The sequence below is a fragment of the Microvirga puerhi genome, from assembly GCF_020089865.1.
GTDB lineage: Bacteria > Pseudomonadota > Alphaproteobacteria > Rhizobiales > Beijerinckiaceae > Microvirga > Microvirga puerhi.
The window spans coordinates 55,286-78,746 of record NZ_JAIRBM010000020.1; the positions used below are offsets into that span (position 1 = coordinate 55,286).

Genomic DNA, 23,461 nt, shown 5'->3' on the forward strand with positions numbered 1-23,461 from the left:
AAATTTCAAAACGACAACAACAAGTGGGAACGTATCGCACGTTCAAACAGGATTTCCTCTTCCGAACGGATAAGCGGAGGGTTGCATGGTGCATGCGAGGCGGACGGCGACCGAGGGAGAGCGCGGAGGATCCGCGGCCGAGCCGGTTGCCTGCCTGGAGAATCGCCAGGGGCGGTCTCCGATTCTTTTGATCTGCGAGCATGCATCCAATCATTTGCCGGAGCGGTATGGAACGCTGGATCTCGGCCAGGCGGAGCGGGAGAGCCACATCGCCTGGGACCCTGGGGCCTTGGGCGTGGCACGGCTCCTGTCACGCGATCTCGATGCGCCGCTGATCCACGCGACCGTGTCCCGACTGGTTCTCGACCTTAACCGCGACCCATCGGCGCCGGATTCCATCACGGCGTTGAGCGAGGCTACAACCATCCCAGGAAATGCAGATCTCTCGCCGGATGAGCGCGCCCGGCGCGTCGCGGAGGTCTACGACGCCTTTCATCGCGCGGTCGACGACTATGTGGAGGCGCGCAAGGCCGCCGGGCACGTGACGACGGTCGTTTCCGTCCATTCCTTTACGCCAATCTACCGCGGCGTGCCGCGTCCCTGGCAGATCGGTCTCATCTTCGACAAGGACGAGCGTCTGGCGCGCAGGGTAGCGTCGGGCCTCCGGCGGGATGCCGCGCTCAATGTCGGCATGAACGAGCCATACAGCCCTGCCGATCGCGTGTTCCATACGCTCGAGCGCCATGCCGAGAGACGGGGACTAGCGTCTCTCATGATCGAAATCCGCAACGACCTGATCCGCACACAAGACGGACAGGCGTCGTGGGCAAGCCGTCTTGCACCTTTGATGAGGGAGGGCGTGCAGCGGCTCTGACGACGGCCATGGCGCGAGGTGTGCCGTGGCTCAGAGGGCAGACTTATTCTTGGAGGAAGAGTCTATGTCAGTCGGACAAGGGAGTACGGGGGCCCAGGCTCCAGCCGGAACGCAAGCGTCAGCCGGCATTACCTATACAACAGTAGACGAGAGTTATTTCGAGGCCCGTCGCCTCAAGCGTTATGCACGCGTCTGGTCGCTTTGGGCGCTCGGCGTCGGGGCGGTGATTTCCGGCCATTACTCGGGCTGGAATCTCGGCTTGGGACAGGGCTTCGGCTCGATGTTCTTCGCCACCATCATCATCGCCATCATGTATCTCGGCCTGACCTTCTCCCTGGCTGAGATGTCTCCGGCCCTGCCGCACACGGGTGGTGCCTATTCGTTCGCCCGAACCTCCATGGGGCCTTGGGCGGGCTATATCACAGGCATTGCCGAGAACATCGAGTTCGTTCTGACGCCGGCCGTGATCGTGTTCTTCATCGGCTCGTATCTGTCTGCGATCTTTGGAACGTCGCCGGAATTCCAGCCGATCTACTGGATGCTCTCCTATGCCCTCTTCGTCGGGCTCAACATCGTCGGTGTCGAGCTGTCGTTCAAGGTGACGGTTACGGTGACATTGCTCGCACTTGCGGTGCTGGTCGCCTTCTATCTGTCCGTTCTGTTCTCCGGTCAGCTCGACTTCTCGCGCTGGGCGCTGAACCTCGGCGCGGACGGCGCGGAGCTGCCGAACGGCAACGGACCCTTCCTGCCGAACGGTATCGGCGGCATCTTTGCTGCGCTTCCCTTCGCGGTCTGGCTCTTCCTCGCCATCGAGCAATTGCCATTGGCGGCGGAAGAGTCGCATGATCCGCAGCGAGACATGCCGAAGGGCATTATCGCGGGCATCCTGACACTCATCGTCTCCGCATTTCTCGTGACCTTCCTGAACACGAGCATCGCGCCCGGTGCCGCCGGACTTGCGAAGTCCGGGGAGCCTTTGCTCGACGGGTTCCGCACGCTCTTCGGAACCGACATTGCGAAGATCCTGGCGACACTCGCGGTGATCGGCCTGATCGCTTCGTTCCATACGATCATCTTCGCCTTTGGGCGGCAGATCTATTCCCTGTCGCGCGCGGGCTACTTCCCGAGCTTCCTGTCGGTGACGCATGGAAGCCGCAAGACCCCGCATGTGGCTCTGATCGCGGGCGCTCTTATAGGTCTCCTGGTGATGCTGATCATCTGGTTTTCCGTGGGAGCGGAGGCCGGAGCCAATGTCATCGGTGGAACGCTGCTCAACATGGCGGTGGCTGGTGCGATGCTCGCCTACTTCATGCAGGGCATGTCGTACATCACGCTCAAGAGGAAGTTTCCGAACATCCATCGGCCCTACAACAGCCCCTTCGGGATTGTGGGCGCCGCCGTCTGCATGATCATCGCAGCCATCACGCTCTATTTCCAGTTCACGGATCCCGTGTTCCAGAAAGGTGTCCTGGGTGTCGCGATCTATTATGCCGTGATGATGGCCTATTTCCTCATTCACGGACGTCATAAGCTCATCCTCTCGCCGGAGGAGGAGTTCGCCATGACCAAGGGCGAGAACGACTACAAGACACATTGATCCTTCGGGGAGCGCATCCGTGCGCTCCCTCCTTCCTTCCTCTTGTCAGGGACTTGGCATGAACGCCCCAACACCCCGTCTGGAAACTCCCCGGATCAGAACCGCCGCCGATGCCGCCGCTTATGTACGCGGCCGCGATCTTCCATTCGTGAAGATCGGTCTCGTGGATGTCGATGGCGTCATGCGCGGGAAATACATGGCCCGAGACAAGTTCGAGTCCGCTCTCGAGAAGGGCTTCGGTTTCTGTGACGTGGTGCTCGGTTGGGATTCGAACGACCAGCTTTATGACAACACCACTCTTACCGGATGGCACACGGCATATCCGGACGCGACGGCACGGATCCTGCCGGACACGATGCGACTCATTCCCTTCGAGAACGATTTGCCGTTCTTCCTTGCCGAGTTCGAGGGCTATGCAGAGGCGGCCTGTCCGCGCGGCGTTCTGCGGCGTGTGCTCGATCGGGCGAAGGATATGGGCTTCGCCGTCTCGGCCGCAGCCGAATTCGAGTTCTTCCTCTTCGAGGAGACGCCTCATTCGATCCGAGAAAAAAACTACCGCGATCTGAGGAACATCACGCCGGGTTTCTTCGGTTATTCCGTGCTGCGCTCCGGCGTTCATGCCGATTTCTACCATGATCTTCTCGACATGGCGGCCAAGATGGATTTCGAGATCGAAGGTCTGCACACGGAGACTGGGCCTGGCGTTCTCGAGGCGGCGATCCGCGTCGATGATGCGCTGCGTGCCGCTGACAAGGCCGCCCTGTTCAAGACCTTCACCAAGATCCTGGCGCAGCGGCGCGGCTGGATGGCGACATTCATGGCCAAGTGGTCGCGGGACTGGCCGGGACAATCCGGTCATCTCCACGCGTCGTTGCGTGATCTCAAATCGGGCAAGGGCGCTTTCTACGATGCGGCAAAGCCGCACAACATGTCGGACACGATGCGCTGGTTCGTCGGCGGGCAGCAGCAGCTGATGCCGGAGATCCTGGCCATGGTGTCATGCACGGTGAACAGCTACACGCGCCTGATCCCCGGCTTCTGGGCGCCGACCGACGCGGCGTGGGGAGTTGAAAATCGCACGACGGCTTTGCGTGTCATTCCAGGATCCGAGAAGTCGCAGCGGGTGGAGTACCGGGTCGCCGCTGCCGATATCAATCCCTATATCGCGCTCGCTGCCGCCATCGGCTCCGGCTTGTGGGGGATCGAGAACAAGGTCGAGCCGGGCGATCCGATCCAGGGCAACGCCTATGAGGTGAAACATCCCAAGAAGCGCGCTCTGCCCCGCTCTCTCGGCGAAGCTGCCGAGCGTCTGAAGGCTTCCAAGCCTGCCCGCCAGCTTTTCGGCGACACATTTGTTGACCATTATGCGGCAACGCGCGAATGGGAGGAGCGGGAAGCTAGAAAGGCCATTACCGACTGGCAACTCGCCCGATATTTCGAAATCATCTAAAAGTAAGATCATGGCCGACACCGATATCGTTTGCATTTCTCCCATCGACGGGCGCGAACTCGTGCGCCGTCCCATCATGTCCGATGCGGCGATCGACGCTGCCGTCACCTCGGCCCGTGAGGCGCAGAAGGCTTGGCGTCACGTGCCTGTGAAGGAGCGTGCCGCAAAGGTCCTTGCGCTGCTCGACGCGCTCGTGGCCATGAATCAGGAGGTCGTGCCGGAGCTCGCTCAGCAGATGGGCCGCCCGGTCCGCTTCGGCGGGGAGTTCCGAGGGGTCGAAGAGCGGGCGCGCCACATGGTGCGGATCGCCGAGGATAGCATGAAGGCCATTCCGGCCGACGACGAGAAGCCGGGCTTCCGTCGCATGATCAAACGCGAGCCCGTCGGCCTCGTGCTGGTCATTGCACCGTGGAACTATCCCTATCTCACGGCCATCAACACCATCGCCCCGGCCTTGATGGCCGGCAATGCCGTTCTGCTCAAGCACGCCTCCCAGACGGTGCTGGCGGGCGAGCGTTTTCAGATGGCGGCCGATCGCGCTGGCCTGCCGAAGGGCCTGTTCCAGAATCTTCATCTCAGCCACGAGCAGACAAGCCGCATTCTCGGGAGCGGTCTCGTCGATCATTGCAACTTTACCGGCTCGGTCTCCGGCGGCCGCGCCATCGAGCGCGGGGCGGCAGGATCGTTCACGTCGTTGGGCCTTGAACTCGGCGGCAAGGATCCGGCCTATGTGCGCGAGGATGCGGATATCGCGCATGCGATCGAGAATCTGGTCGACGGCGCTTTCTTCAATTCCGGCCAGTGCTGCTGCGGCATCGAACGGATCTACGTTCACGAGAAGCATTACGCCCGCTTCGTGGAAGGCGCCGTCGATCTCGTGAACAAGTACGTGCTTGGCAATCCGCTCGATGAGACGACGACGCTCGGACCCATGGCGCACAAGCGGTTTGCCGATGTGGTGCGCCAGCAGAATGCGGAGGCGGTGGCAAAGGGGGCCAGGGCGCATATCGACGGCAAACGTTTTACTGCGGATGTCGGAAATACCGCCTATCTCGCTCCGCAGGTGCTGACCCATGTGGATCACTCCATGAGCGTCATGCGCGAGGAGAGTTTCGGCCCCACGGTCGGCATCATGAAGGTCAAGGGCGACGAGGAGGCGATCCATCTCATGAACGACTCGCCCTATGGCCTTTCCGCTGCGATCTGGACCTCCGATGTCGACGCGGCGGAGTCGATCGGCGACAGGCTCGAGACCGGCACCGTGTTCATGAACCGCTGCGACTATCTCGATCCGGCACTCGCCTGGACGGGCGTGAAGGAGACAGGCCGCGGCGCAAGCCTCTCCAGGCTTGCTTACGAGTCGCTCACCCGTCCGAAATCCTTCCACCTTCGTCAGCTCTGAGTTCGATGGCCATGACCGCATCACCCCGCTCCAACTGGAACTATCCGACTGCAATCCGCTTCGGCGCCGGCCGCATTTCCGAACTGGCCGAGGCCTGCAAGTCGGTCGGAATGACCGCGCCGCTGATCGTCACCGATCCGTTCCTGGCAACGCAGCCGATGACGAAGAATGCCTTGGAAGCTCTGAAGGCCGCGGGCCTCAAGGCCGCGATCTTTTCCGACATCAAGCCGAACCCGGTGGAGACCAATGTCTATAAGGGGCTGGAAGCCCTGAAGGCGGGTGGGCACGATGGTGTCGTCGCCTTCGGCGGCGGCTCGGCGCTCGATGCCGGCAAGGTGATTGCTTTCATGAAGGGGCAGACGCGCCCCATGTGGGATTTCGAGGATATCGGCGATTGGTGGACGCGTGCGGATCCGAAAGGCATCGCGCCGATCATCGCCGTTCCGACCACGGCCGGCACCGGCTCCGAGGTCGGCCGCGCAGGCGTCATTACGCAGGAGGCGACACATACCAAGAAGGTGATCTTCCATCCCTTGATGATGCCGAAGATCACGATCTGCGATCCGGAACTCACGGTTGGTATGCCGCCCCATATCACCGCAGGAACCGGTCTCGATGCACTCGCTCACTGCATCGAAGCCTATTGCGCGCCGGGCTATCACCCGATGGCGGACGGCATTGCAGTTGAGGGTATCCGTCTCGTGAAAGAATACCTGCCACGCGCCTACAAGGACGGCAAGGACATTGAGGCGCGTGCCAACATGATGTCAGCCGCTGCCATGGGCGCGACGGCCTTCCAGAAGGGACTGGGAGCCATTCATGCGCTTTCGCATCCGGCCGGAGCGCTCTACGACACGCATCACGGACTCACCAATGCGGTCTTCATGCCTTATGTGCTGGTCTACAACCGGGCAGCCATCGAGACGAAGATCGAGCGGCTTGCCGCCTATATCGGCCTGAAGCCAAGCTTCCAGACGTTCCTCGACTGGGTCTTACAGCTGCGCAAGGACCTTGGCGTTCCACATACCCTGGACGGCTTGAAGATCGACGCTGCCCGTTTCGAGGAGATGTCCGCCATGGCCCCGGAGGATCCGACGGCTGGTGGCAACCCAGTGCCGATCACCAAGGAGAGTGCGCGCAAGCTCTACGAGAATGCGCTGGCAGGCGTCGTTTAAGATATCGCTTACGTCATGTGAAAGCGGCGGAGCTTGGCTCCGCCGCTTTTCTATTCGCACGAACTATGCGGCTTTGGCGGTCGCAGAGACTTTGCGTTGCGCCCGCAGGGGCTGGAGTGCTTCGGTCCACCTGTAGAGCTCGTCGAGCATGGTGGCCGCAGAGGTCTTGTAGATGTCGGGGGGATTCAGAGTGCCGTTTGCGTCGATGTTCGAAAACACCATGGGCATGGGAACGCCCTCGGGGATCGGCATCATCTTGAGCGTGGTCACGATCTGCTTTTCGGCCTGAACTGCCCGCAGGCCGCCCGAAATACCGCCATAGCTGACGAAACCGGCAGGAGCATAGTTCCACTCCAGGGAGAGGTAGTGAAAGGCATTCACGAGGGCCGGGGGCGGGCCGTAGTTGTACTCGGGCGTGACGAAGACGAAGGCATCGGCGGAGCCCACACTCTCGGCCCAGGCCTTGGTGTGAGCGTTCTTATAGCTCTGTTTCATCGGATGTTCGGGCTCGTCGAAGACCGGCAGGTGAAAATCCGCGAGATCCACCAGAACCGGCTCGAACTTGCCATGTTCGGCCGCAAAAGCATTGAACCACTTGGCGACGGTCGGACCGACGCGGCCGGGACGGGTGCTGCCAATGATTGTGTGGAGCTTGAACGTCATTATATTCCTCATTTGCATCGGTGCGGAATCGATATTAAGTTCCGCTTTGTAACCGACACTCATTAAGTAACTTTGACGCTGAACCGCAAGGAGGCACTTTCTTGACACCGAGTCACATCCATGTGCCCGCCGACTGCCGGACCGTGACCGAAATTCTGTCCCGGGTCGGAGACAAGTGGAGCGTTCAGTTGGTGGTCCAGCTGGGCAGCGGGCCGAAGCGCTTCAACGAGCTGCGCCGGATCGTCAACGGCATTTCCCAGCGCATGCTGACCCTGACCCTGCGCGGATTAGAGCGGGACGGTCTCGTCCATCGCACAATCTTTCCGACGATTCCGCCAAGGGTCGAATATCGCTTGACGGAGCTCGGCTGCACCCTGCTCAGGGCGGTGCGGCCTCTTGGAGAATGGGCCATCCATAACCGCGATCAGATCCTCGACGCAAGGCGACGGTTCGACGAGAACGACAGGGAGGCGAGTGAGGAATCCGGCCACGCTTCCGATGCAGCTTGAGGTCTCGGCTCAGGCGTGAAGGCGCTTCTCCAAGAAGTCCCACAGGCCCTGGTCGTGAAAATCCGTGATCGTACAGTCCGCGCCGACGGACGTCATATCCTCGGCCGTTAGCCCTGTCAGCATGCCGAAGGAATAGAGACCGGCCCCCTTGGCGGCCTTCATGCCGGACGGAGAATCCTCGAACGCGACGGCCTCGCCGGCTCCAATGCCGAGCCGTTCCAGGGCCGTGAGATAGGGTAGCGGATCAGGCTTGCCTCGCGCGACGTCCTCGATGGTGACGGTGACGGCAAAGCGCTTCGTGACACCGATGATGTCCAGCATGTGTGTGGCATTCAAGATCGGAGCATTGGTCACGAGCGCGATGCGGATGTCCCGCTCGTCGGCCCAGTCCAGAAGCTTTCCCAGACCGTCGAGAGGCTTGAGATCCGTCGCAAGTCTCCGAAAAGCCGCCTCCTTTCGACGGGCAAATTCCTCATGTTCGGAGACGGAATGATCCGGCAGCAGAGTCGCGAAAATGGACTCGTTGGTGTGTCCGATGATGGAGTTGCGGAACACAACATCGTCGATCACGACGCCTTCGGGCCCCAGAACCTCTGCAAAAGCGAGGAGGTGGACCGGATCGCTGTGAACGAGGGTGCCGTCCATGTCGAAAATGAGAGCCTTGAGCATGGGATGGAATCCGACGTTTTGCCGATGCCTAAGCTTACCAAGCGTAAGATCTTTGGGCGGCAGGCATACAGCCAAATGAGATCGGGATAAACTGATTTAGAGGTGATCGAACGCTGCCACGGCAACGCTGAATCTCGATGCCGATCATCGGCGTTCCCGTCAGGACCCGGGAATGAGTGCGACCCCTCGGTGCTCCATGATGTCGATCGACACGGGCGTGCCGGGTGCGATGGGTTCCTTGCGGCTATACTGCACCACGAACAAATTGCCGACAGGGCTGTCCACTTCGTATTCGATCTGGGTGCCCAGGTACGACGCCTTCTTCACCACGCCCGAAACGGCCGTGCTTTTCGAGGGATCCTCGTTGAGAACGATGGCATCCGGCCGTACGGCAAGCTTGACCGGGCCGGCGCTGGCGCCGCGATGAGGAAGGTTCAGAGTTATTCCGCCGATCCGCACGCGGGCCTTGGAGCCCTCCTGATCGAGGACGACTCCGTCGAGAATATTGGCATCGCCGATGAAGTCCGCCACGAACAGATCGGCAGGCTCCTCGTAGAGTTCACGGGGCGTGCCGGTCTGCGCAATTCGCGCGTTCGACATGACGATGATCCGATCAGAGACGGCGAGCGCCTCCTCCTGATCGTGCGTCACGTAGGCGACCGTCAGATTCAGGCTTTGCTGCAATTCGCGAATATCTTCACGGACACGGCGCCGCAGCTTGGCATCGAGGTTCGAGAGCGGCTCGTCGAAGAGCAGAACCTGCGGCTCGAGAACGAGGGCGCGCGCCACGGCCACGCGCTGCTGCTGGCCTCCAGACAATTCCGAGGGTGCCCGCTTCTCGAGGCCGGAAAGCCCGACGAGAGCGAGCTTCTCCATGGCCATGGCATAGGCTTCCTTCTTCGAGATTCCCTGCACGGTTGGGCCATAGGCCACGTTTTCCAGAACGGACATGTGTGGGAAGAGCGCATAGGATTGAAACACCATGCTCACGTCGCGATCGGCGGCGGAGAGATGCGTCACGTCGCGATTGCCGATCAGGATCTGCCCTTCGCTCGCCATCTCGAGGCCTGCGATCATGCGCAAGGTGGTCGTCTTGCCGCAGCCGGACGGTCCGAGCAGCGTTACGAGCTCGCCGGCCGCAATGCTGAACGACACGTCGTCGACGGCGACCACGCGGCCATAGCGCTTGGTCACATTCCGGAACTCGACGGACGCAGCCTCCTTCTTGGATGTCTTGGATGCTCCCGCGAGAGCGAGCGAGGATACGGTGGACATCTGGTTCATGGGGCAGCCTGGACAGCAAGAGGGGCGGCATTGGCGGTGGCGCTGCGGCGTCCGAGGCGCCGCTCTCCAACCGCGAACTGGATAGCGACTATCGCCAACAGCATGACGATGATCAGGACCGTCGAATATGCGATGGCGAGACCGAACTCGCCTGCCTCGACGCGGCCAACAATGTAGGTCGTCGCCATGTTGTACTCGGCGGTGACCAGAAAGATGACGGCGCTAACGGCAGTCATGGCCCGCACGAAGGAGTAGACCAGCGAAGCGACGATCGCAGGCCGCAGGAGCGGAAGGACGATCCGTCGCATCGTGGTGAAGGAGCGGGCACCGAGCGTGAGGGAGGCTTCGTCGAGACTCTTGTCGATCTGGCTGAGCGTGGCAATGCCGGAGCGCACGCCGACGGGCATGTTTCGGAACACGAAGCACATCACGAGGATAAATCCGGTGCCCGTGATCTCGATGGGCGGCACGTTGAAGGCCAGGATGTAGGACACGCCGACGACGGTGCCGGGAATGGCGAAGCTCAGAAGCGTACCGAACTCGAAGGCCCGCTGACCGGAGAAGCGCTGACGCGTCAGAAGATAGGCCGTAAGCAGGCCGATGGCAGCGGTGAGCGGAGCAGACAGGGCAGCCACCTTGACGGTTGCGAAGAACGAGTTCCAGGCGGAGCCGGAGAAATAGAGACCCCAATCGGCTCTCTCCACGCGGAAGGCCGTCAGGAAGTGATCGAGCGTCGGTGTGTAGTCGCGCCCCATCGAGCGGACGAATCCGCCAATCAGAATGATGGCATAGATCACGACCGTGAAGATCGCCCACGGGATTGCAGCCAGATAGGATGCAACGGCAACCCGGCGTGGCAGCGGCAGCGGAATGCCCGCATCCCCCTTGCCAGTAACAGTAGTGTAGACCTTCTTGCCGAGCCAGGCATGCTGGAGCCAGAAGGCGCCGAGCGTGAATCCGAGGAGGATGATCGAAAGCACGGCGGCCCGGCCTTGGTCTTGCTGTGCACCGACGACGGCGAAGAAGATCTTGGTCGACAGTACCTCATAGTTGCCGCCGAGCACGAGAGGGTTGCCGAAGTCGGCGAGGCTCTCCACGAATCCGAGCAGGAAGGCATTGGCAAGTCCGGGCCGCATCAGCGGCAGCGTTACCGTGAGAAAGGTTGTCCAGCTCTTTGCGCGAAGGGTTTGGGACGCCTCTTCGAGGGTGGGGCTGATGCCCTGGACGACGCCGATGAGCACGAGAAAAGCGATCGGCGTGAAAGCCAGAAGCTGTGAAATGAAAACGCCGGGAAGGCCGTAGATCCAGCGGGAGCGGGGAACACCGAACCATTCGTAGAGAATGGCGGACAGGGCGCCTGAGCGACCGAAGAGCAGGATCAGCGCAAGACCGATTACGAAGGGTGGCGTAATGATCGGCAGCACACTCATCACGCGCAGAAGTTTTTTGAAGCGGAAGCTCGTTCTTGTCGCGATCAAGGCGAAGGCAAGTCCAAGAGCCGTCGTACCGAAGGCGACGAGGACGCCGAGAAAGAGAGTGTTCCAGGCAACGCCGCAACGGAGATCGCTGCTGAGGCAATCAAGTCCCCAGATCGAACGATCCGTGAATTTCATCACGAAGAGAATTGGAGCGAAGCTTCCTTTGTCGTCGCCAAAGGCGCTGGCGAGGATCGTGGAAACGGGAAAGAACACGAAGACGACGATCAAGGCCATAACGATGCCGATCGACGAGGTGACGAAGGCGTCGCCGCGGCACCAGCCCCGGGCCGCGAGACCGTGGCACAGTAGGATCAGGAAAGAGGTCGCCGTGAGCGCGGCGCCATAGCCCATTCCCGCCTGATGCGGACCGGGCTCCCCGAAAAGAGCTTTCAGGATACCGAAGGTCCAGCCGTTGAGGCCGATGGAGAAGCCCTGCAATAGGATCAGCGCGAGACCGAGGATCCCGGATGCCGTCAGCCAGTCCGCGAGGCGTCCTTCCGGCCGCATGACAGGGCGAAGCAGCATGAGGAGCGGCGCGAAAATCGGCAGCAGCCACCAGGCTCCCTTCATGCCGAGCACAAGCCCCGAGCCACCGAGCACAAACTCGCTCAGTGTCGGCGCGACCGCGCTATCGAAGCCGTACCAAGGCAGGACGGCATAACCAATCCAGCCCAGGACAATCCAGCCGAGGGTTGCCCGCGACATATCCATCCTCGCACAAGACCGGAAGAAGGCTGAAGAAGCCTCCGCCCGGAATCTGCCAACAGTTGCAAAAAGCTGCGAGGCGGATGCCGCCTCGCTTTGCGATTCAAGTGATTCAAACCTGCTATTTTGGCAGATTCTTCACCTCATTGTCCCACTTGGACAGGAGGCGCTTGCGCTCTTCGGACGAGCCGTACTTCGCGAAATCGAAGTTGATGAGCTTGATCTCGTTGAGCTTCGGCGCCTCCGGCGGAACCGGGGTGCTCTTGTTGGACGGCACCTGATAGGACTTCGCTTCCGCGCCAAGCTTCTGTGCGGCAGGGGTCAGAGCCCAGTCATAGAACTTCTTGGCATTGTCCATGTTCTTGGCGCCCTTGATGATCGACATGGAGCCGATCTCGTAGCCTGTGCCCTCGCATGGGGCGACGACCTTGATGGGAGCCTTGTCCACGACCATCGTGACGATATCGTGCATGAACGCGATTCCGACTGTGGTCTCGCCGAGCGCCATGGCCTTCGCCGGCGCAGCACCGGACTTGGTGTACTGATTGACGTTCTTGTGCAGGGCTTTGAGGTATTCAAAGCCTTTCTCCTCACCCATGATCTGAATGATCGTGGCGAGGAGCGTATAGGCCGTGCCCGACGAGTTCGGGTCGGCCATCTGCACTTCGTCTTTAAGCTTGGGCGTGAGGAGATCCGCCCAGCATTTCGGCTCGACGCCCTTCGATTTGATCAGCTCGGTGTTGTAGCCGAAGCCAAGGGCGCCCGAGTAGATGCCGATCGTGCGATGCTTGGCCTGCTCCCACTGGCGAACGGCCCAGTCCTGCAGCTCCTCATTCTTGGGAGACTTGTACTCGACGGTCAGGTCTTCCTCTGCTGCCTGCATATGCGGGTCGCCCGTACCACCCCACCAGATATCGGCGCGAGGATTCGCAGCTTCCGCTTTGACCTGGGCATAGATTTCGCCCGAGCTCTTGCGTGTCATGGCGACTTTGATGCCCGTCTCGCGCTCGAAGGCGGTCGTCATGGCGCGGCACCATTCTTCCTGCACGCCACAATACATGACGAGGGCTCCCTGAGCCTGTGCCGTTCCGGCGGACAGGAAGGAGAAAGCGGTTGCTACGCCGGCCAGCATCGTGGCCGCTGCAAAGTTCTTGGTTAATTTCATAAGGTCCTCCCACGTAGTGTGATTTGTTTTTCGTTGGCCGGCTAAGCTCCAATCATTGGGCTCTCCGGTCAAGACTCTTAAGTGAATCTTTCGGCGTATCCCCAGGAACGCCGAAAAATATTCCAACGGACCCGCTGGATGGCGCCGCTTTCCCTAAGAAGCAGCGGCGCTTTTACGCTGCCTTTATGCTGGCTCCTTGGCGATTCCCGCAGCGGCGGAGACGGCGCCAGCCAGCTCTGGGGTGCACACCAGGACAGGATTGCCCTTGCGTAGGCCGTCTCCAGCGAGGAAATTATTGGTCCATCCGCCGGCCTCCTCGACAATCAGGAGACCCGCCAGGACATCCCATGCATTGATATGGAGTTCGCAATAGGCATCGATGCGCCCGTCGGCCACATAGGTGATGCCGAGGGTTCCGGAGCCGGCGCGGCGGACATTGACGCCAAGCTGCTTCAGGCGCTCCACCAGAGCGATGTAGCTTTCCGTGGGGAGGCGCGACGACCATCCGGCCTCCACGGTGGCCTGTTTGATGTTGGCCAAGCCGCTGACTCGGATCGGCTTGCCATTCAGGGTAGCGCCTGCGCCACGACGAGCCGTGTAGAGCTCGCCATGCATGACATCGAGCACAACTCCTATCTCGACGCGGCCATCGCGGACGAAAGCGATGGAGATGGCGAAGTGAGGGATGCCCCGGGCGAAATTCGCCGTTCCATCGATGGGATCCACGACCCAGACATTCCGCTCGAAGGAGCCGCCCCCTTCCTCTCCAAAGAACGCGTCGCCTGGAAAAAGGGCGAGCAGGCGGTTTCGAATCAGATCCTCGACCTCCGAATCCGTTGCCGTCAGGAAGTCCTGGGGGCCCTTCATGTCAGCGAGCTGAGAGCGCGGTCTCTCAAGAAAGCGCTGCCGTGCCAAGGCTCCGGCATCTGCAGCAATGGCACAGGCCGCATCGAAGCGCGCCTTCAGGTCGTCTGGCATTTATCCCCCTTTGAACACTTGGCCCGGGTTGTTGTCGGGTGTTCACACAAGCTTGTTATAAAGCCGAATCCGGTCCTTTTCGAAGGACATGGCATAGCTTTGCAGTTTCGTTGTTGATTAGCCGGCTCAAATCAATCAGATTTAGATTCTTACCTCAAGAGACTTCTCTCACGCTAGAATGCCGAAGAATTCCGTAAAGCTTGCCCAAGGCGAACTCAGCCAGGTTGCGGCACTTCCCTTCCGCCTCAAGGACGGAAAGGTCGAGGTGTTGCTTGTAACCTCGCGCGAGACCAAACGCTGGCTGATCCCCAAGGGCTGGCCGATGAAGGGGAAGAAGCCTTACAAGGCTGCCGCGCAGGAGGCCGCCGAAGAGGCCGGCGTGAAGGGGGAAATCCGGCAAACGCCGATCGGACACTACGAATACTGGAAGCGCCGGACCGAGCATTTCGATCTTTGTCGGGTCGATGTCTATCCCCTGGCTGTTTCGAAGCAGCTCAAGTCCTGGCGGGAAAAGGGCCAGCGCGAAGCGCAGTGGTTCGATGTGGAGGATGCTGCATACCGCGTCCTGGAGCCGGCCTTGGCCGAATTGATCCGGGGCCTTCCTGCTCATCTCTGAGCGCAGTTGATCCGCTACGCTGCGAATTTTTGCAACGTCCGGGAACGCAAGGACTCTCAGGAAGTCTTCCTTAACGTCATCTGGTCGGCGCCGTCCGGCCTTCCGCTGCGTTGATGGGAGATCGGCATGAAAGCGCTGCGCTGGTACGGAAAGGGAGATATCCGCTGTGAGACGGTTCTCGATCCGCAGATCGAAGAGCCTCGCGACGCGATCATCAAGGTTACAAGCTGCGCGATCTGCGGATCGGACTTGCATCTCTACGATCACTTCATGCCCGGTATGCAGAAGGGCGACATCATGGGCCACGAGACCATGGGCGAGGTCGTCGAAATCGGCTCTTCCATCAAGAATCTGAAGGTCGGCGATCGGGTTGTCATCCCGTTCACGATCATCTGCGGCGAGTGCGAACAGTGCCGTCGCGGAAACTTCTCCGTCTGCGAGCGCACCAACCGCAATGCAAATCTTGCAGCCAAGGTCTTTGGCCATACGACGGCCGGCCTTTTTGGCTACACGCATCTCACGGGCGGCTATCCGGGCGGCCAAGCCGAATACCTGCGCGTGCCATATGCGGATACGACACATATCAAGGTTCCTGACGGCCTCAGAGACGAGCAGCTCCTATTCCTCAGCGACATTTTTCCCACGGGATGGCAGGCGGCCGTGCAATGCGATATCGAGCCGACGGACACTGTCGCGATCTGGGGCGCCGGCCCGGTCGGCCAGATGGCGATCCGCAGTGCTCTTCTCCTCGGAGCCAAGCAGGTCATCGTCATTGACTGCGTTCCGGAGCGCCTGAGTATGGCTCAGGCAGGTGGCGCTATTCCTATCGACTTCCAGGAGGAAAGCGTCATCGAGCGGCTCAACGAGCTGACGAGAGGCAGGGGGCCTGAGAAATGCATCGATGCCGTCGGCCTCGAGGCACATGTCTCGATGAAGCATCCCGACACCGTTCTCGACCGTGCGAAGCAGGCCGTGATGCTGGAAACCGATCGTCCGCATGTGCTGCGTGAGATGATGTATGTCTGCCGTCCCGCCGGCGTCCTATCGGTGCCGGGCGTCTATGGCGGGCTCCTCGACAAGATCCCGTTCGGTGCCGTCATGAACAAAGGCCTCACGATCCGTACCGGCCAGACTCATGTGAACCGCTGGACCGACGATCTGCTGCGGCGGATCCAAGAAGGGCAGATCGATCCTTCCTTCGTCATCACCCATACGGTTGCCCTCGAAGAGGGACCACAAATGTACGAGACGTTTCGCGACAAGAAGGACGGCTGCATCAAGGTCGTCCTCAAGCCCCATTGAGGTGTTCCATGGCTCGCCACCGTCAGATGCAGTCTTATAAAACGCGCTCACAAGGCTCGGCCGAGACTTTGGCACGCGGGCTCGGCTGGTTCAGTCTTGTTCTCGGAGCCGCGGAACTCTTCGGTGCCAAGAGCATGGCGAGCTGGCTCGGTGTGGAGCGGCAGGAAGGCCTCATCCGTGCTTACGGAGCACGGGAAGTCGCAACGGGAATCGGCATTCTGTCCCAAAGGGACCCGACTGCCTGGGTCTGGGGAAGGGTTGCCGGAGACGCACTGGATCTTGCCACGCTCGGCAACGCCTTGCGTGATCGGCATGCGCACCATGATCGCGTCGCCCTTGCCTTCGGTGCCGTGGCAGGTGTGACCGTTCTCGACGTGGTCTGTGCCAATGCCCTCACGGGGCAGAATGCTCAACCGGCACGGCGCTTCGACTACAGCGACAGAAGCGGTCTGCCGCGTCCGCCAAATCAGATGCGCGGAGCTGCCAGAGATTTCGAGGTGCCGCGAGACATGCGCATCCCCGATGCCCTTCGACCTTACAGGCAGCCCCAGAGGATCGGGCGCCCGCAGCCGTCCATGTAAGAGCGCATGGCAAAGTCTCGCATCTTCACTATCGGTTATGAGGGAGCACATCCCGATCGCTTCCTCGAAACCTTGAAGGACGCCGGTATCGCCACGCTGGCGGATGTGCGTGCCGTTGCTCTCTCACGCAAGCGTGGCTTCTCGAAGTCTGCTCTGCGCGAAGCACTAGCCGGACAGGGAATCGGCTACGAGCACTTCATTCGTCTCGGAACGCCCAAGGAGGGACGACAGGCAGCGCGTGCCGGCGACGCTGCCTTGATGACGCGAGTCTATTGCGACGAAGTGCTGAAGACCCCCCAGGCACAGGAAGCTTTTGAGGAACTGGCCGAGATGGCCCAACAGCAGCCGATTTGCCTTCTCTGCTTCGAGCGCGACCCTGCCCTGTGTCATCGGCGTATTCTCGCCAACCGCTTGGCCGATCGCGGGATGGAGGTTGTCGATCTGACCGTGTTTTGAATGAGCCTTGACATGATCGTACCGGAATGGCCCTTCTGACCATCGCCACGGGAGGCCACATGGACGCAATCATCGAAGCTGTCAGCAGCCATCCGATCCATGCTTTCAGTAAGCCGACCCGGGGTCGCATCCGGCTCCTCGCCGGGCTCGGCGTGGAGGGCGACGCTCATGCGGGCACCACCGTAAAGCACCGTTCAAGGGTTGCGAGAGACCCGATGCAGCCGAACCTGCGCCAAGTCCATCTGATTCATGCCGAATTGCACGACGAGCTGCGGGCCAAAGGATTTCACGTATCCGCAGGAGACATGGGAGAGAACATCACCACCCGTGGAATTGATCTCCTGGGACTTCCTGTAGGGACAAGACTGCTCCTCGGAGGTCAGGCTGTGGTCGAGGTGACCGGCTTGAGGAATCCGTGCGTCCAGATTGATCGCTTCCAGAAAGGCATGATGGCCGCGGTGCTCGATCATGATGACAAAGGGAATCTCGTGCGCAAGGCGGGTATCATGGGGATTGTCCTGGCGGGAGGCGATGTGATGCCTGGCGATCGAGTGCTGGTTGAACTGCCCCGATTGCCCCATAGGCGTCTCGAGCCCGTCTAGACGTCTCGGGACGGACCAAGTCCCGCGCAGTGATGAATCAGATCACATCTTTTGATGGCGTCATATGGTCAAAACGGACTGAAAAGATCCCTGCCTACGTTGCCAAAGGCTACGATATCAGTTACGTCTTGGATAGGTTCATTTTTGTGAGGGAGGATTGCATGGCAGTTGTCGCACGCTTGCGCAATGTTCCTCCCATGTTCAAGTCATAGGCTGAACGACGCGGCCGAAAGGCCCTGAACCATCCCCTGATTTTCCGTTTTTGAAGCGCGCGCGTGGTGTGTCAGCCATCGCTGCAGTCGCTCTTCCAGGAGAGGTCCGCCCGATGCGGACCGATCATCCAATGAAACAGCAAAAGAAGCGCGGGGACGCCACCCGCGATGTCCTGAGATTCACGTTCCTCCATTGGCGGCGCGAGCCCCGGTTCGTCGTGCTCATCGTTGCGACGATGATGGCTTCGACCCTTGCGGATGTGTTCATGCCGGTCTTCGCTGGCCGCCTCGTCGACGCGATTTCCCTCGGAATGGCGGACCGAGATGCTGCTTTGTCCAGTGCGGTGACGGCTTTCATCGCGATGACCGGGCTTGGCCTCATCATGGTCGTCATGCGGCATCTGGCATTCTACAGCATCGTCGAATTGACGCTACGCGTCATGTCGCGCGTCGCGCAGGATGCCTTTGCACGCGTGCAACGCTTTTCTGCCGATTGGCACGCAAACAGTTTCGCAGGCTCGATCGTGCGCAAGATCACGCGTGGAATGTGGGCCCTCGATCTTCTGAACGACACGATTCTGCTCGCATTGTTGCCATCTGTCGTGGTGCTGCTGGGCTCCATGATCGTGCTCGGCCTGCACTGGCCGGTGATGGGATTTGTGATCGCCCTGGGCACCGTTGCCTACATCGCAATGACGGTTCTTCTGTCGACACTCTATGTCGCGCCCGCTGCCCGGCTGGCCAATGCCTGGGATACGAAGGTAGGCGGCACGTTGGCCGATGCCTTAAGCTGCAATGCAGTCGTGAAAGCCTTCGGTGCCGAAGTCCGTGAAGATGCACGTCTGCGGAGCGTGTTAACGAAGTGGCAGAGCCGAACCCAACGGATCTGGCAGCGCGGCACGAACAGCGGCACCGCGCAGCTCATTGCTCTTCTCCTGATCCGGGCCGCAATCATCGGTACGGCGCTCTGGCTGTGGTGGAATGATCGCGCGTCGCCTGGAGACTTGGCCTATGTGATCACGACCTATTTCGTCATCCACGGCTATCTGCGGGACGTCGGCATGCACATCAACAACCTGCGTCGTTCCGTGAACGATATGGAGGAGTTGGTAGATATCCACGCCGAACCGATCGGCATTGAGGATCGCGCCGCTGCGCCTGCGATAAGCATTGCCAGAGGCGAGATCATCTTCGATGGGGTGATGTTCCATTATTCTGGACATGACACGCCACTCTACGATGAACTGTCCTTGGTGATCCGTGCAGGAGAGCGGGTCGGCTTGGTGGGTCCGTCCGGCTCAGGCAAGACGACGCTCGTCAAGCTCGTGCAGCGGCTCTACGATGTGTCGGGTGGGCGGATTCTGATCGACGGACAGGATATCGCCGCCGTTCAGCAGGCGACGCTCCGGGCGCAGATCGCCATCGTGCAGCAGGAACCCATCCTGTTCCACCGGACGCTTGCGGAAAATATCGCCTACGCGCGACCTGGCGCATCCATGGCGGAGATCGAGCATGCGGCACGCCTCGCCAATGCGCATGAGTTCATCACGCGTCTGCCGAAGGCTTACGGTACGCTCGTCGGTGAGCGCGGCGTGAAGCTCTCCGGCGGTGAGCGCCAGCGCGTGGCCATTGCGCGTGCCTTCCTGGCTGATGCGCCGATCCTGATCCTGGACGAGGCGACGTCGGCCCTCGACTCGGAGTCCGAGATGTTGATCCAGCAGGCCATGGAGCGGCTGATGGAAGGCCGGACTTCGATCGTCATCGCACACCGGCTCTCAACGGTTCGCGCGCTCGACCGAATTCTCGTCTTCGACAAGGGCCGTATCATCGAGGAAGGAACGCATGCGAGCCTTTATCGCAAGGGCGGCCTCTATCGCCGCCTCTGCGATCATCAGGGGCTCGACTTCGGAGTGCGGGAGCGCCGGGAGCAGGCTGCGGAATAGCTATCATAGGCTGCAGGTGATCGGCACGATCGACGAGCGGACAATTCCAGCAATATCGGCGGTGCTCTCCATGGGCGCCGCCGGTTTCGTAAGGATCGAGGCAAGGCTTGGAAAACGCTCCGTCAACAAGTTAGCCGGCACGACTGCGTAGCGTGCGCTCGGCACGATTCCGGCAATCTGACGTGAACTGGAGGGCGCGGCGTTAACCAGACCGATCAGGGCGCCCGCTTCACTGATGACTGGTGCTCCGCTCGCACCGGGTTGAAGGGCGCCGGTAAGGGTCTGCCCGTCCTCTATCGTGGCTGCTGCGGCCAGAAGTTTCTCCCCATCTCCATCGTTGCCGAAGGCGAAGACCAGGGCTCTTTGTCCGACTGCGGCGGTATCGGGGGAAAGGGCTGCGGGACGGCCCTCCAGATCCTGAGACATCTCGAGCAGAAACGGGCCTTTCCCATTGATCTGCTGAACCTTGGCATTGCGGATCCTGATTTCTTTACAGCGATCCAGAGGGGCAGCCGTTAGAACGTGACGCTTGCCCAAAATCAGGCCGGTCCCGTAGGGCGCCTGCCCGCCGGTTACCGTGGGGGGCGAAGGGGTGGCTGGCACGGACGCCGGTTGGGCCACGATGGGTCCAGGGCCCGTTGGGAAAGGCACGAAGGAGTTGGCAATAGCGACCACGAGCCGATCGAATTGCGGGGCAACAGATTTGTCGTAGCCGATGGAGAAAGCTCTGATTCCGGAAGCGGCGCCAGCATATCGGGTATAGAACTTCCCCGCAGGGGTCTCCCCGGCGATGACGAAGAAATCAGGTCTCAACACCTTATAGGTGACCACTCGCCCAGGTGTCTTGATGGCGAGGTTCCTGTCATAGATGGAAGATAGAGTTGCATCGCCGGGCGCGACCCGCGTGTCGAGGGTGACCTTGCCGTCCGCACTTTGCCACCTGCTGCCACCATTCGGGTTGTCCCCTGATTTCGACAGAAGCTTCAGGGGAACGCCAAGCTGCACCCCTGACTTCGCATCGATCACGGTCTCGAATCCGACCGCAGTGCGATCATTGCGGGCATTTGCCTGAAGGGTGTTGCGATCGGCGGCACTCAGGATGCCGGTGGACGGACGTCCGGTATTTTTCTGAAAGGTGGACATCGCATCGAAGGTCTGGCGACCGAAGGTTCCATCGGCCACGCCGCTGTAATCTCCTGTCCAGATCAGCCCTTCCTGAATCCCACGCCGGTCGGCTTCGGGAAGCGCTTCGAAGGCCGAGCGTGCCGCATCGATGGCTGGATCTGGCGCCCGCGTGGAGGGGGCGGGCTGCGCCCATGACAAAGTCACGGTCCAGGGATTGGCAACGCCCCAAAGAAGTGCGCATACACACAAGGCCAGTTTTGGAGGGGCGTAATTCATGTGGCGTCTCCCGCGGCGGTCGGATTATTTTCGCAGAGCGTCTTCCTAAAAACCAGATCACGGAATCAATCCATGAGATTTTCTGCTGTCGTCGCATGCCTCGGTATTCTGGCTGCTCCGAGTGGTGCGTTCGCCCAAACCCGTCCGGCCGATCCCTGCAGCACGGAGACCTCGACCTACGCCCAGAGCGAATGCCTGGATAAGGCTCTCAAGGCCGCCGATAGCGAGCTCAACGCCGTCTACAAAAAAGCCCAGGCTTCCATCGACAAAAGCGACATGATGAATGCGGAGCAGCGCCGCAGCTGGAAGCAGGCTCTTCAGAAAGCGCAACGGGCCTGGGTCGGCTTCCGTGACGCGGATTGCGGCGAACCGGTCGGCTACGAATGGTTCCAGGGCACCGGTATGGGGCCGGCGACACTTGCCTGCAATCTCGAAAAAACCAAGATTCGCACGCAGGAACTCACGGATCGATACATCAACCGCTAGGCTTTTCGTATTTCTTTGACACTCCATCGCTCGCGTGACAAACCACGCCGCGTCTGGCTCGTGGTTTTCCCGTGACTGCCTTTTCTCCTGCTCGCCTGTTGCATCATCCACGCCTTCAGGTGCTGATCCGGCGCCGAGAGGTGCCCTTTGTCATGCTCGCGGCAGTGGTCGGGGTGCTTTCCGGCATCGTCGTATCGATGATGGGCTTTGTTACGCGGCTGCTGCACAGCATGCTGTTCGACATCTCCCTTGGAGAGAGATTGAGCGCCTTGTCGGAGCTGGAACCTCGTCAGGCGCTGGTGCCGGCTATCGGTGGATGCCTCGTCGGACTGAGTGCTTGGCTGATTGCCCGGTATCGCACTTCCCACCTTGTGGACCCGATCGAGGCCAATGCTCTTCACGGCGGTCGGCTGTCCTTAAGCGACAGCTTGATCGTTGGGGCTCAGACTATTCTTTCCAACGGCTTTGGTGCATCGGTTGGGCTTGAGGCCGGCTATACGCAGATCGGGTCAGGCATAGCTTCCTGGTTGGCACGACGGTTGAACCTTCGCCGGAGCGACGTTCGTGTGCTTGTGGGATGTGGCGCGGCCGGTGCAATCGCCTCGGCTTTCAATGCACCTTTCACGGGTGCGTTCTATGGGTTCGAACTCATCATTGGTGTCTACTCGATCGCGACGGTCGCACCGGTGATGGCTGCGACCCTTGCTGCCGTTCTCGTGACTAAGCTCTTTCAGACGGCGCCGACGCTCATAGAAGTTCCACCCATTCCCGAACTCTCGGCCGCAGATTACTTCCCGTTCCTGCTTCTCGGACTCGTCGCCGGAGCCGCGTCCGTCGGCATCATGCGCCTCGTGACCCTGGTCGAGCGCGCCTTCGTCGCAACCGGTTGCCCGCCGATCTTCCGGCCGGCAGTTGGAGGCTTTGCGGTTGGCGGCTTGGCTCTTTTCGTGCCCCAGGTCCTATCGGCCGGTCATGGGGCGCTTCACCTTCAGATGGAGACCGGCCTCGGTCTCGGAGCGCTGGCCCTTCTCTTTGCTGCGAAGGTTGCTGCGTCCGCCGTTTCGCTCGGGTCGGGTTTTCGCGGTGGCCTGTTTTTCGCCTCCCTGCTGCTCGGAGCCCTTCTGGGCAAGATCTTCGCCATCGTGGCCGGGCCTCTCATGCCGCTCGCGGTCGATCCGGTTGTTTCCGCGATCGTGGGCATGGCATCCCTCGCTGTCGGCATCGTCGGAGGACCCTTGACGATCACGTTCCTCGCGCTCGAGACGACTGGAGATCTTGCAATCAGCGGAATCGTGCTGACGGCTTCGGTTATGGCTGCCATCGTGGTTCGCCAGACCTTCGGCTATTCGTTCTCGACGTGGCGCCTCCATCTCCGGGGCGAGACGATCCGGAGTGCCCAGGATGTCGGTTGGCTGCGCAGCCTGACTGTGGGGCGGATGATGCGTCGGGACGTCAAGACGATCCAGATTCCGGTGTCGTTGTCCGAATTCAGGCGCAAGTTCCCCCTCGGTTCCGCACAGCGGGTGGTCGCAGCCGATGCGGATGGTCACTACGCGGGCATCGTCCTCGTTCCCGAAGCCTATGCGCCGGAACTCGATGCCGATGCCGCCAGTATCGCGCCTCTTCTTCGATATAAGGACGACATGCTGGTTCCGGCCATGAACGTGAAGGAGGCCGCCGGCATCTTCGACCAGACCCAGAGTGAAGAGTTGGCGGTGGTCGACAATGTTCGCAATCGAAAGGTGCTTGGGCTCCTGACTGAGAGCCATCTCCTGCGCCGCTATAGTGAAGAGCTCGACAAGGCTCATCGCGGAGCGCTTGGCGAAGAGACTGTGAACGAAAGCGTTGGTAAAGCGCGTTCAGTCTGACGAAAGCTGACGGCTCGTCTTGGTTACACCCTGTCGCAATGCTAG

21 protein-coding genes are annotated in these 23,461 nt (G+C 60.7%); 14 read left to right on the top strand and 7 right to left on the bottom strand.

All coding sequences use genetic code 11. The features are described 5' to 3' along the window. The first annotated feature begins 85 nt into the window (after window positions 1-85). From K9B37_RS20405 to K9B37_RS20425, 5 genes are all read left to right on the top strand, one after another. Window positions 86-874 carry an N-formylglutamate amidohydrolase gene (locus tag K9B37_RS20405; protein WP_224315380.1) on the top strand — a complete coding sequence of 263 codons (789 nt, stop codon included), beginning with the start codon at window positions 86-88 and terminating at the stop codon, window positions 872-874. Window positions 875-938: 64 nt separating this feature from the next. Then, window positions 939-2,471: an amino acid permease gene (locus K9B37_RS20410; protein WP_224315381.1), complete on the top strand. Its 1,533-nt coding sequence runs from the start codon at window positions 939-941 to the stop codon at window positions 2,469-2,471. Window positions 2,472-2,529: 58 nt separating this feature from the next. Next, on the top strand, window positions 2,530-3,921 hold the full coding sequence (locus tag K9B37_RS20415; protein WP_224315382.1) for a glutamine synthetase family protein: 1,392 nt from the start codon (window positions 2,530-2,532) through the stop codon (window positions 3,919-3,921). Between the two features lie 10 nt (window positions 3,922-3,931). Next, on the top strand, window positions 3,932-5,323 hold the full coding sequence (locus K9B37_RS20420) for an aldehyde dehydrogenase family protein (RefSeq protein WP_224315383.1): 1,392 nt from the start codon (window positions 3,932-3,934) through the stop codon (window positions 5,321-5,323). Between the two features lie 11 nt (window positions 5,324-5,334). After that, on the top strand, window positions 5,335-6,498 hold the full coding sequence (locus tag K9B37_RS20425) for an iron-containing alcohol dehydrogenase (RefSeq protein ID WP_439651770.1): 1,164 nt from the start codon (window positions 5,335-5,337) through the stop codon (window positions 6,496-6,498). Window positions 6,499-6,561: 63 nt separating this feature from the next. Here the strand turns inward: K9B37_RS20425 and K9B37_RS20430 are convergent, their stop codons facing one another. Beyond that, window positions 6,562-7,161: an NADPH-dependent FMN reductase gene (locus tag K9B37_RS20430; RefSeq protein ID WP_224315385.1), complete on the bottom strand. Its 600-nt coding sequence runs from the start codon at window positions 7,159-7,161 to the stop codon at window positions 6,562-6,564. A gap of 101 nt (window positions 7,162-7,262) precedes the next feature. Between K9B37_RS20430 and K9B37_RS20435 the strand changes: the two genes are divergently transcribed. Beyond that, window positions 7,263-7,670: a winged helix-turn-helix transcriptional regulator gene (locus K9B37_RS20435; protein ID WP_305072170.1), complete on the top strand. Its 408-nt coding sequence runs from the start codon at window positions 7,263-7,265 to the stop codon at window positions 7,668-7,670. A gap of 9 nt (window positions 7,671-7,679) precedes the next feature. Here K9B37_RS20435 and K9B37_RS20440 read toward each other — a convergent pair whose 3' ends face one another. The 5 genes from K9B37_RS20440 to K9B37_RS20460 all read right to left on the bottom strand — a co-directional run bounded on the left by K9B37_RS20440 (window position 7,680) and on the right by K9B37_RS20460 (window position 13,949). Beyond that, complete coding sequence (locus tag K9B37_RS20440) at window positions 7,680-8,339, bottom strand: HAD family hydrolase (protein WP_224315386.1); 660 nt, start codon at window positions 8,337-8,339, stop codon at window positions 7,680-7,682. Between the two features lie 159 nt (window positions 8,340-8,498). After that, window positions 8,499-9,614: an ABC transporter ATP-binding protein gene (locus tag K9B37_RS20445; protein WP_224315411.1), complete on the bottom strand. Its 1,116-nt coding sequence runs from the start codon at window positions 9,612-9,614 to the stop codon at window positions 8,499-8,501. A gap of 5 nt (window positions 9,615-9,619) precedes the next feature. Then, on the bottom strand, window positions 9,620-11,806 hold the full coding sequence (locus K9B37_RS20450; protein ID WP_224315387.1) for an ABC transporter permease: 2,187 nt from the start codon (window positions 11,804-11,806) through the stop codon (window positions 9,620-9,622). 121 nt (window positions 11,807-11,927) lie between these two features. Next, window positions 11,928-12,971: an ABC transporter substrate-binding protein gene (locus K9B37_RS20455; RefSeq protein WP_224315388.1), complete on the bottom strand. Its 1,044-nt coding sequence runs from the start codon at window positions 12,969-12,971 to the stop codon at window positions 11,928-11,930. Window positions 12,972-13,154: 183 nt separating this feature from the next. Further along, window positions 13,155-13,949: an inositol monophosphatase family protein gene (locus tag K9B37_RS20460; RefSeq protein WP_224315389.1), complete on the bottom strand. Its 795-nt coding sequence runs from the start codon at window positions 13,947-13,949 to the stop codon at window positions 13,155-13,157. 178 nt (window positions 13,950-14,127) lie between these two features. On the opposite strand from K9B37_RS20460, the gene K9B37_RS20465 reads away from it, so the two are divergent. The 6 genes from K9B37_RS20465 (at window position 14,128) to K9B37_RS20490 (ending at window position 19,661) form a co-directional block, all read left to right on the top strand. Further along, window positions 14,128-14,565 carry an NUDIX hydrolase gene (locus K9B37_RS20465; protein WP_224315390.1) on the top strand — a complete coding sequence of 146 codons (438 nt, stop codon included), beginning with the start codon at window positions 14,128-14,130 and terminating at the stop codon, window positions 14,563-14,565. A gap of 126 nt (window positions 14,566-14,691) precedes the next feature. Further along, window positions 14,692-15,867, top strand: a complete 1,176-nt coding sequence (locus K9B37_RS20470) for a zinc-dependent alcohol dehydrogenase (protein ID WP_224315391.1) — start codon at window positions 14,692-14,694, stop codon at window positions 15,865-15,867. 8 nt (window positions 15,868-15,875) lie between these two features. Further along, entirely contained in the window at window positions 15,876-16,448 is a 573-nt protein-coding gene (locus tag K9B37_RS20475) for a cyclase dehydrase (RefSeq protein WP_224315392.1), read from the top strand. Window positions 16,449-16,454: 6 nt separating this feature from the next. Further along, on the top strand, window positions 16,455-16,904 hold the full coding sequence (locus tag K9B37_RS20480) for a DUF488 domain-containing protein (RefSeq protein WP_224315393.1): 450 nt from the start codon (window positions 16,455-16,457) through the stop codon (window positions 16,902-16,904). A 26-nt stretch (window positions 16,905-16,930) separates the two neighbouring features. Further along, window positions 16,931-17,506, top strand: coding sequence for an MOSC domain-containing protein (locus K9B37_RS20485; RefSeq protein WP_224315394.1), 576 nt, complete (start codon window positions 16,931-16,933; stop codon window positions 17,504-17,506). Between the two features lie 343 nt (window positions 17,507-17,849). Continuing rightward, on the top strand, window positions 17,850-19,661 hold the full coding sequence (locus K9B37_RS20490; RefSeq protein ID WP_224315395.1) for an ABC transporter ATP-binding protein: 1,812 nt from the start codon (window positions 17,850-17,852) through the stop codon (window positions 19,659-19,661). Window positions 19,662-19,664: 3 nt separating this feature from the next. On the opposite strand, the gene K9B37_RS20495 is transcribed toward K9B37_RS20490, so the two are convergent. Continuing rightward, a complete protein-coding gene (locus tag K9B37_RS20495) occupies window positions 19,665-21,062 on the bottom strand; it encodes a serine protease (RefSeq protein WP_224315396.1) in 1,398 nt (465 codons plus the stop codon). Between the two features lie 72 nt (window positions 21,063-21,134). Here K9B37_RS20495 and K9B37_RS20500 point away from each other — a divergent pair, with 72 nt between their 5' ends. Both K9B37_RS20500 and K9B37_RS20505 read left to right on the top strand, forming a co-directional pair. Continuing rightward, window positions 21,135-21,548: a lysozyme inhibitor LprI family protein gene (locus tag K9B37_RS20500; protein ID WP_224315397.1), complete on the top strand. Its 414-nt coding sequence runs from the start codon at window positions 21,135-21,137 to the stop codon at window positions 21,546-21,548. 152 nt (window positions 21,549-21,700) lie between these two features. Continuing rightward, a complete protein-coding gene (locus K9B37_RS20505; protein ID WP_255616698.1) occupies window positions 21,701-23,416 on the top strand; it encodes a chloride channel protein in 1,716 nt (571 codons plus the stop codon). Window positions 23,417-23,461: the final 45 nt, after the last annotated feature.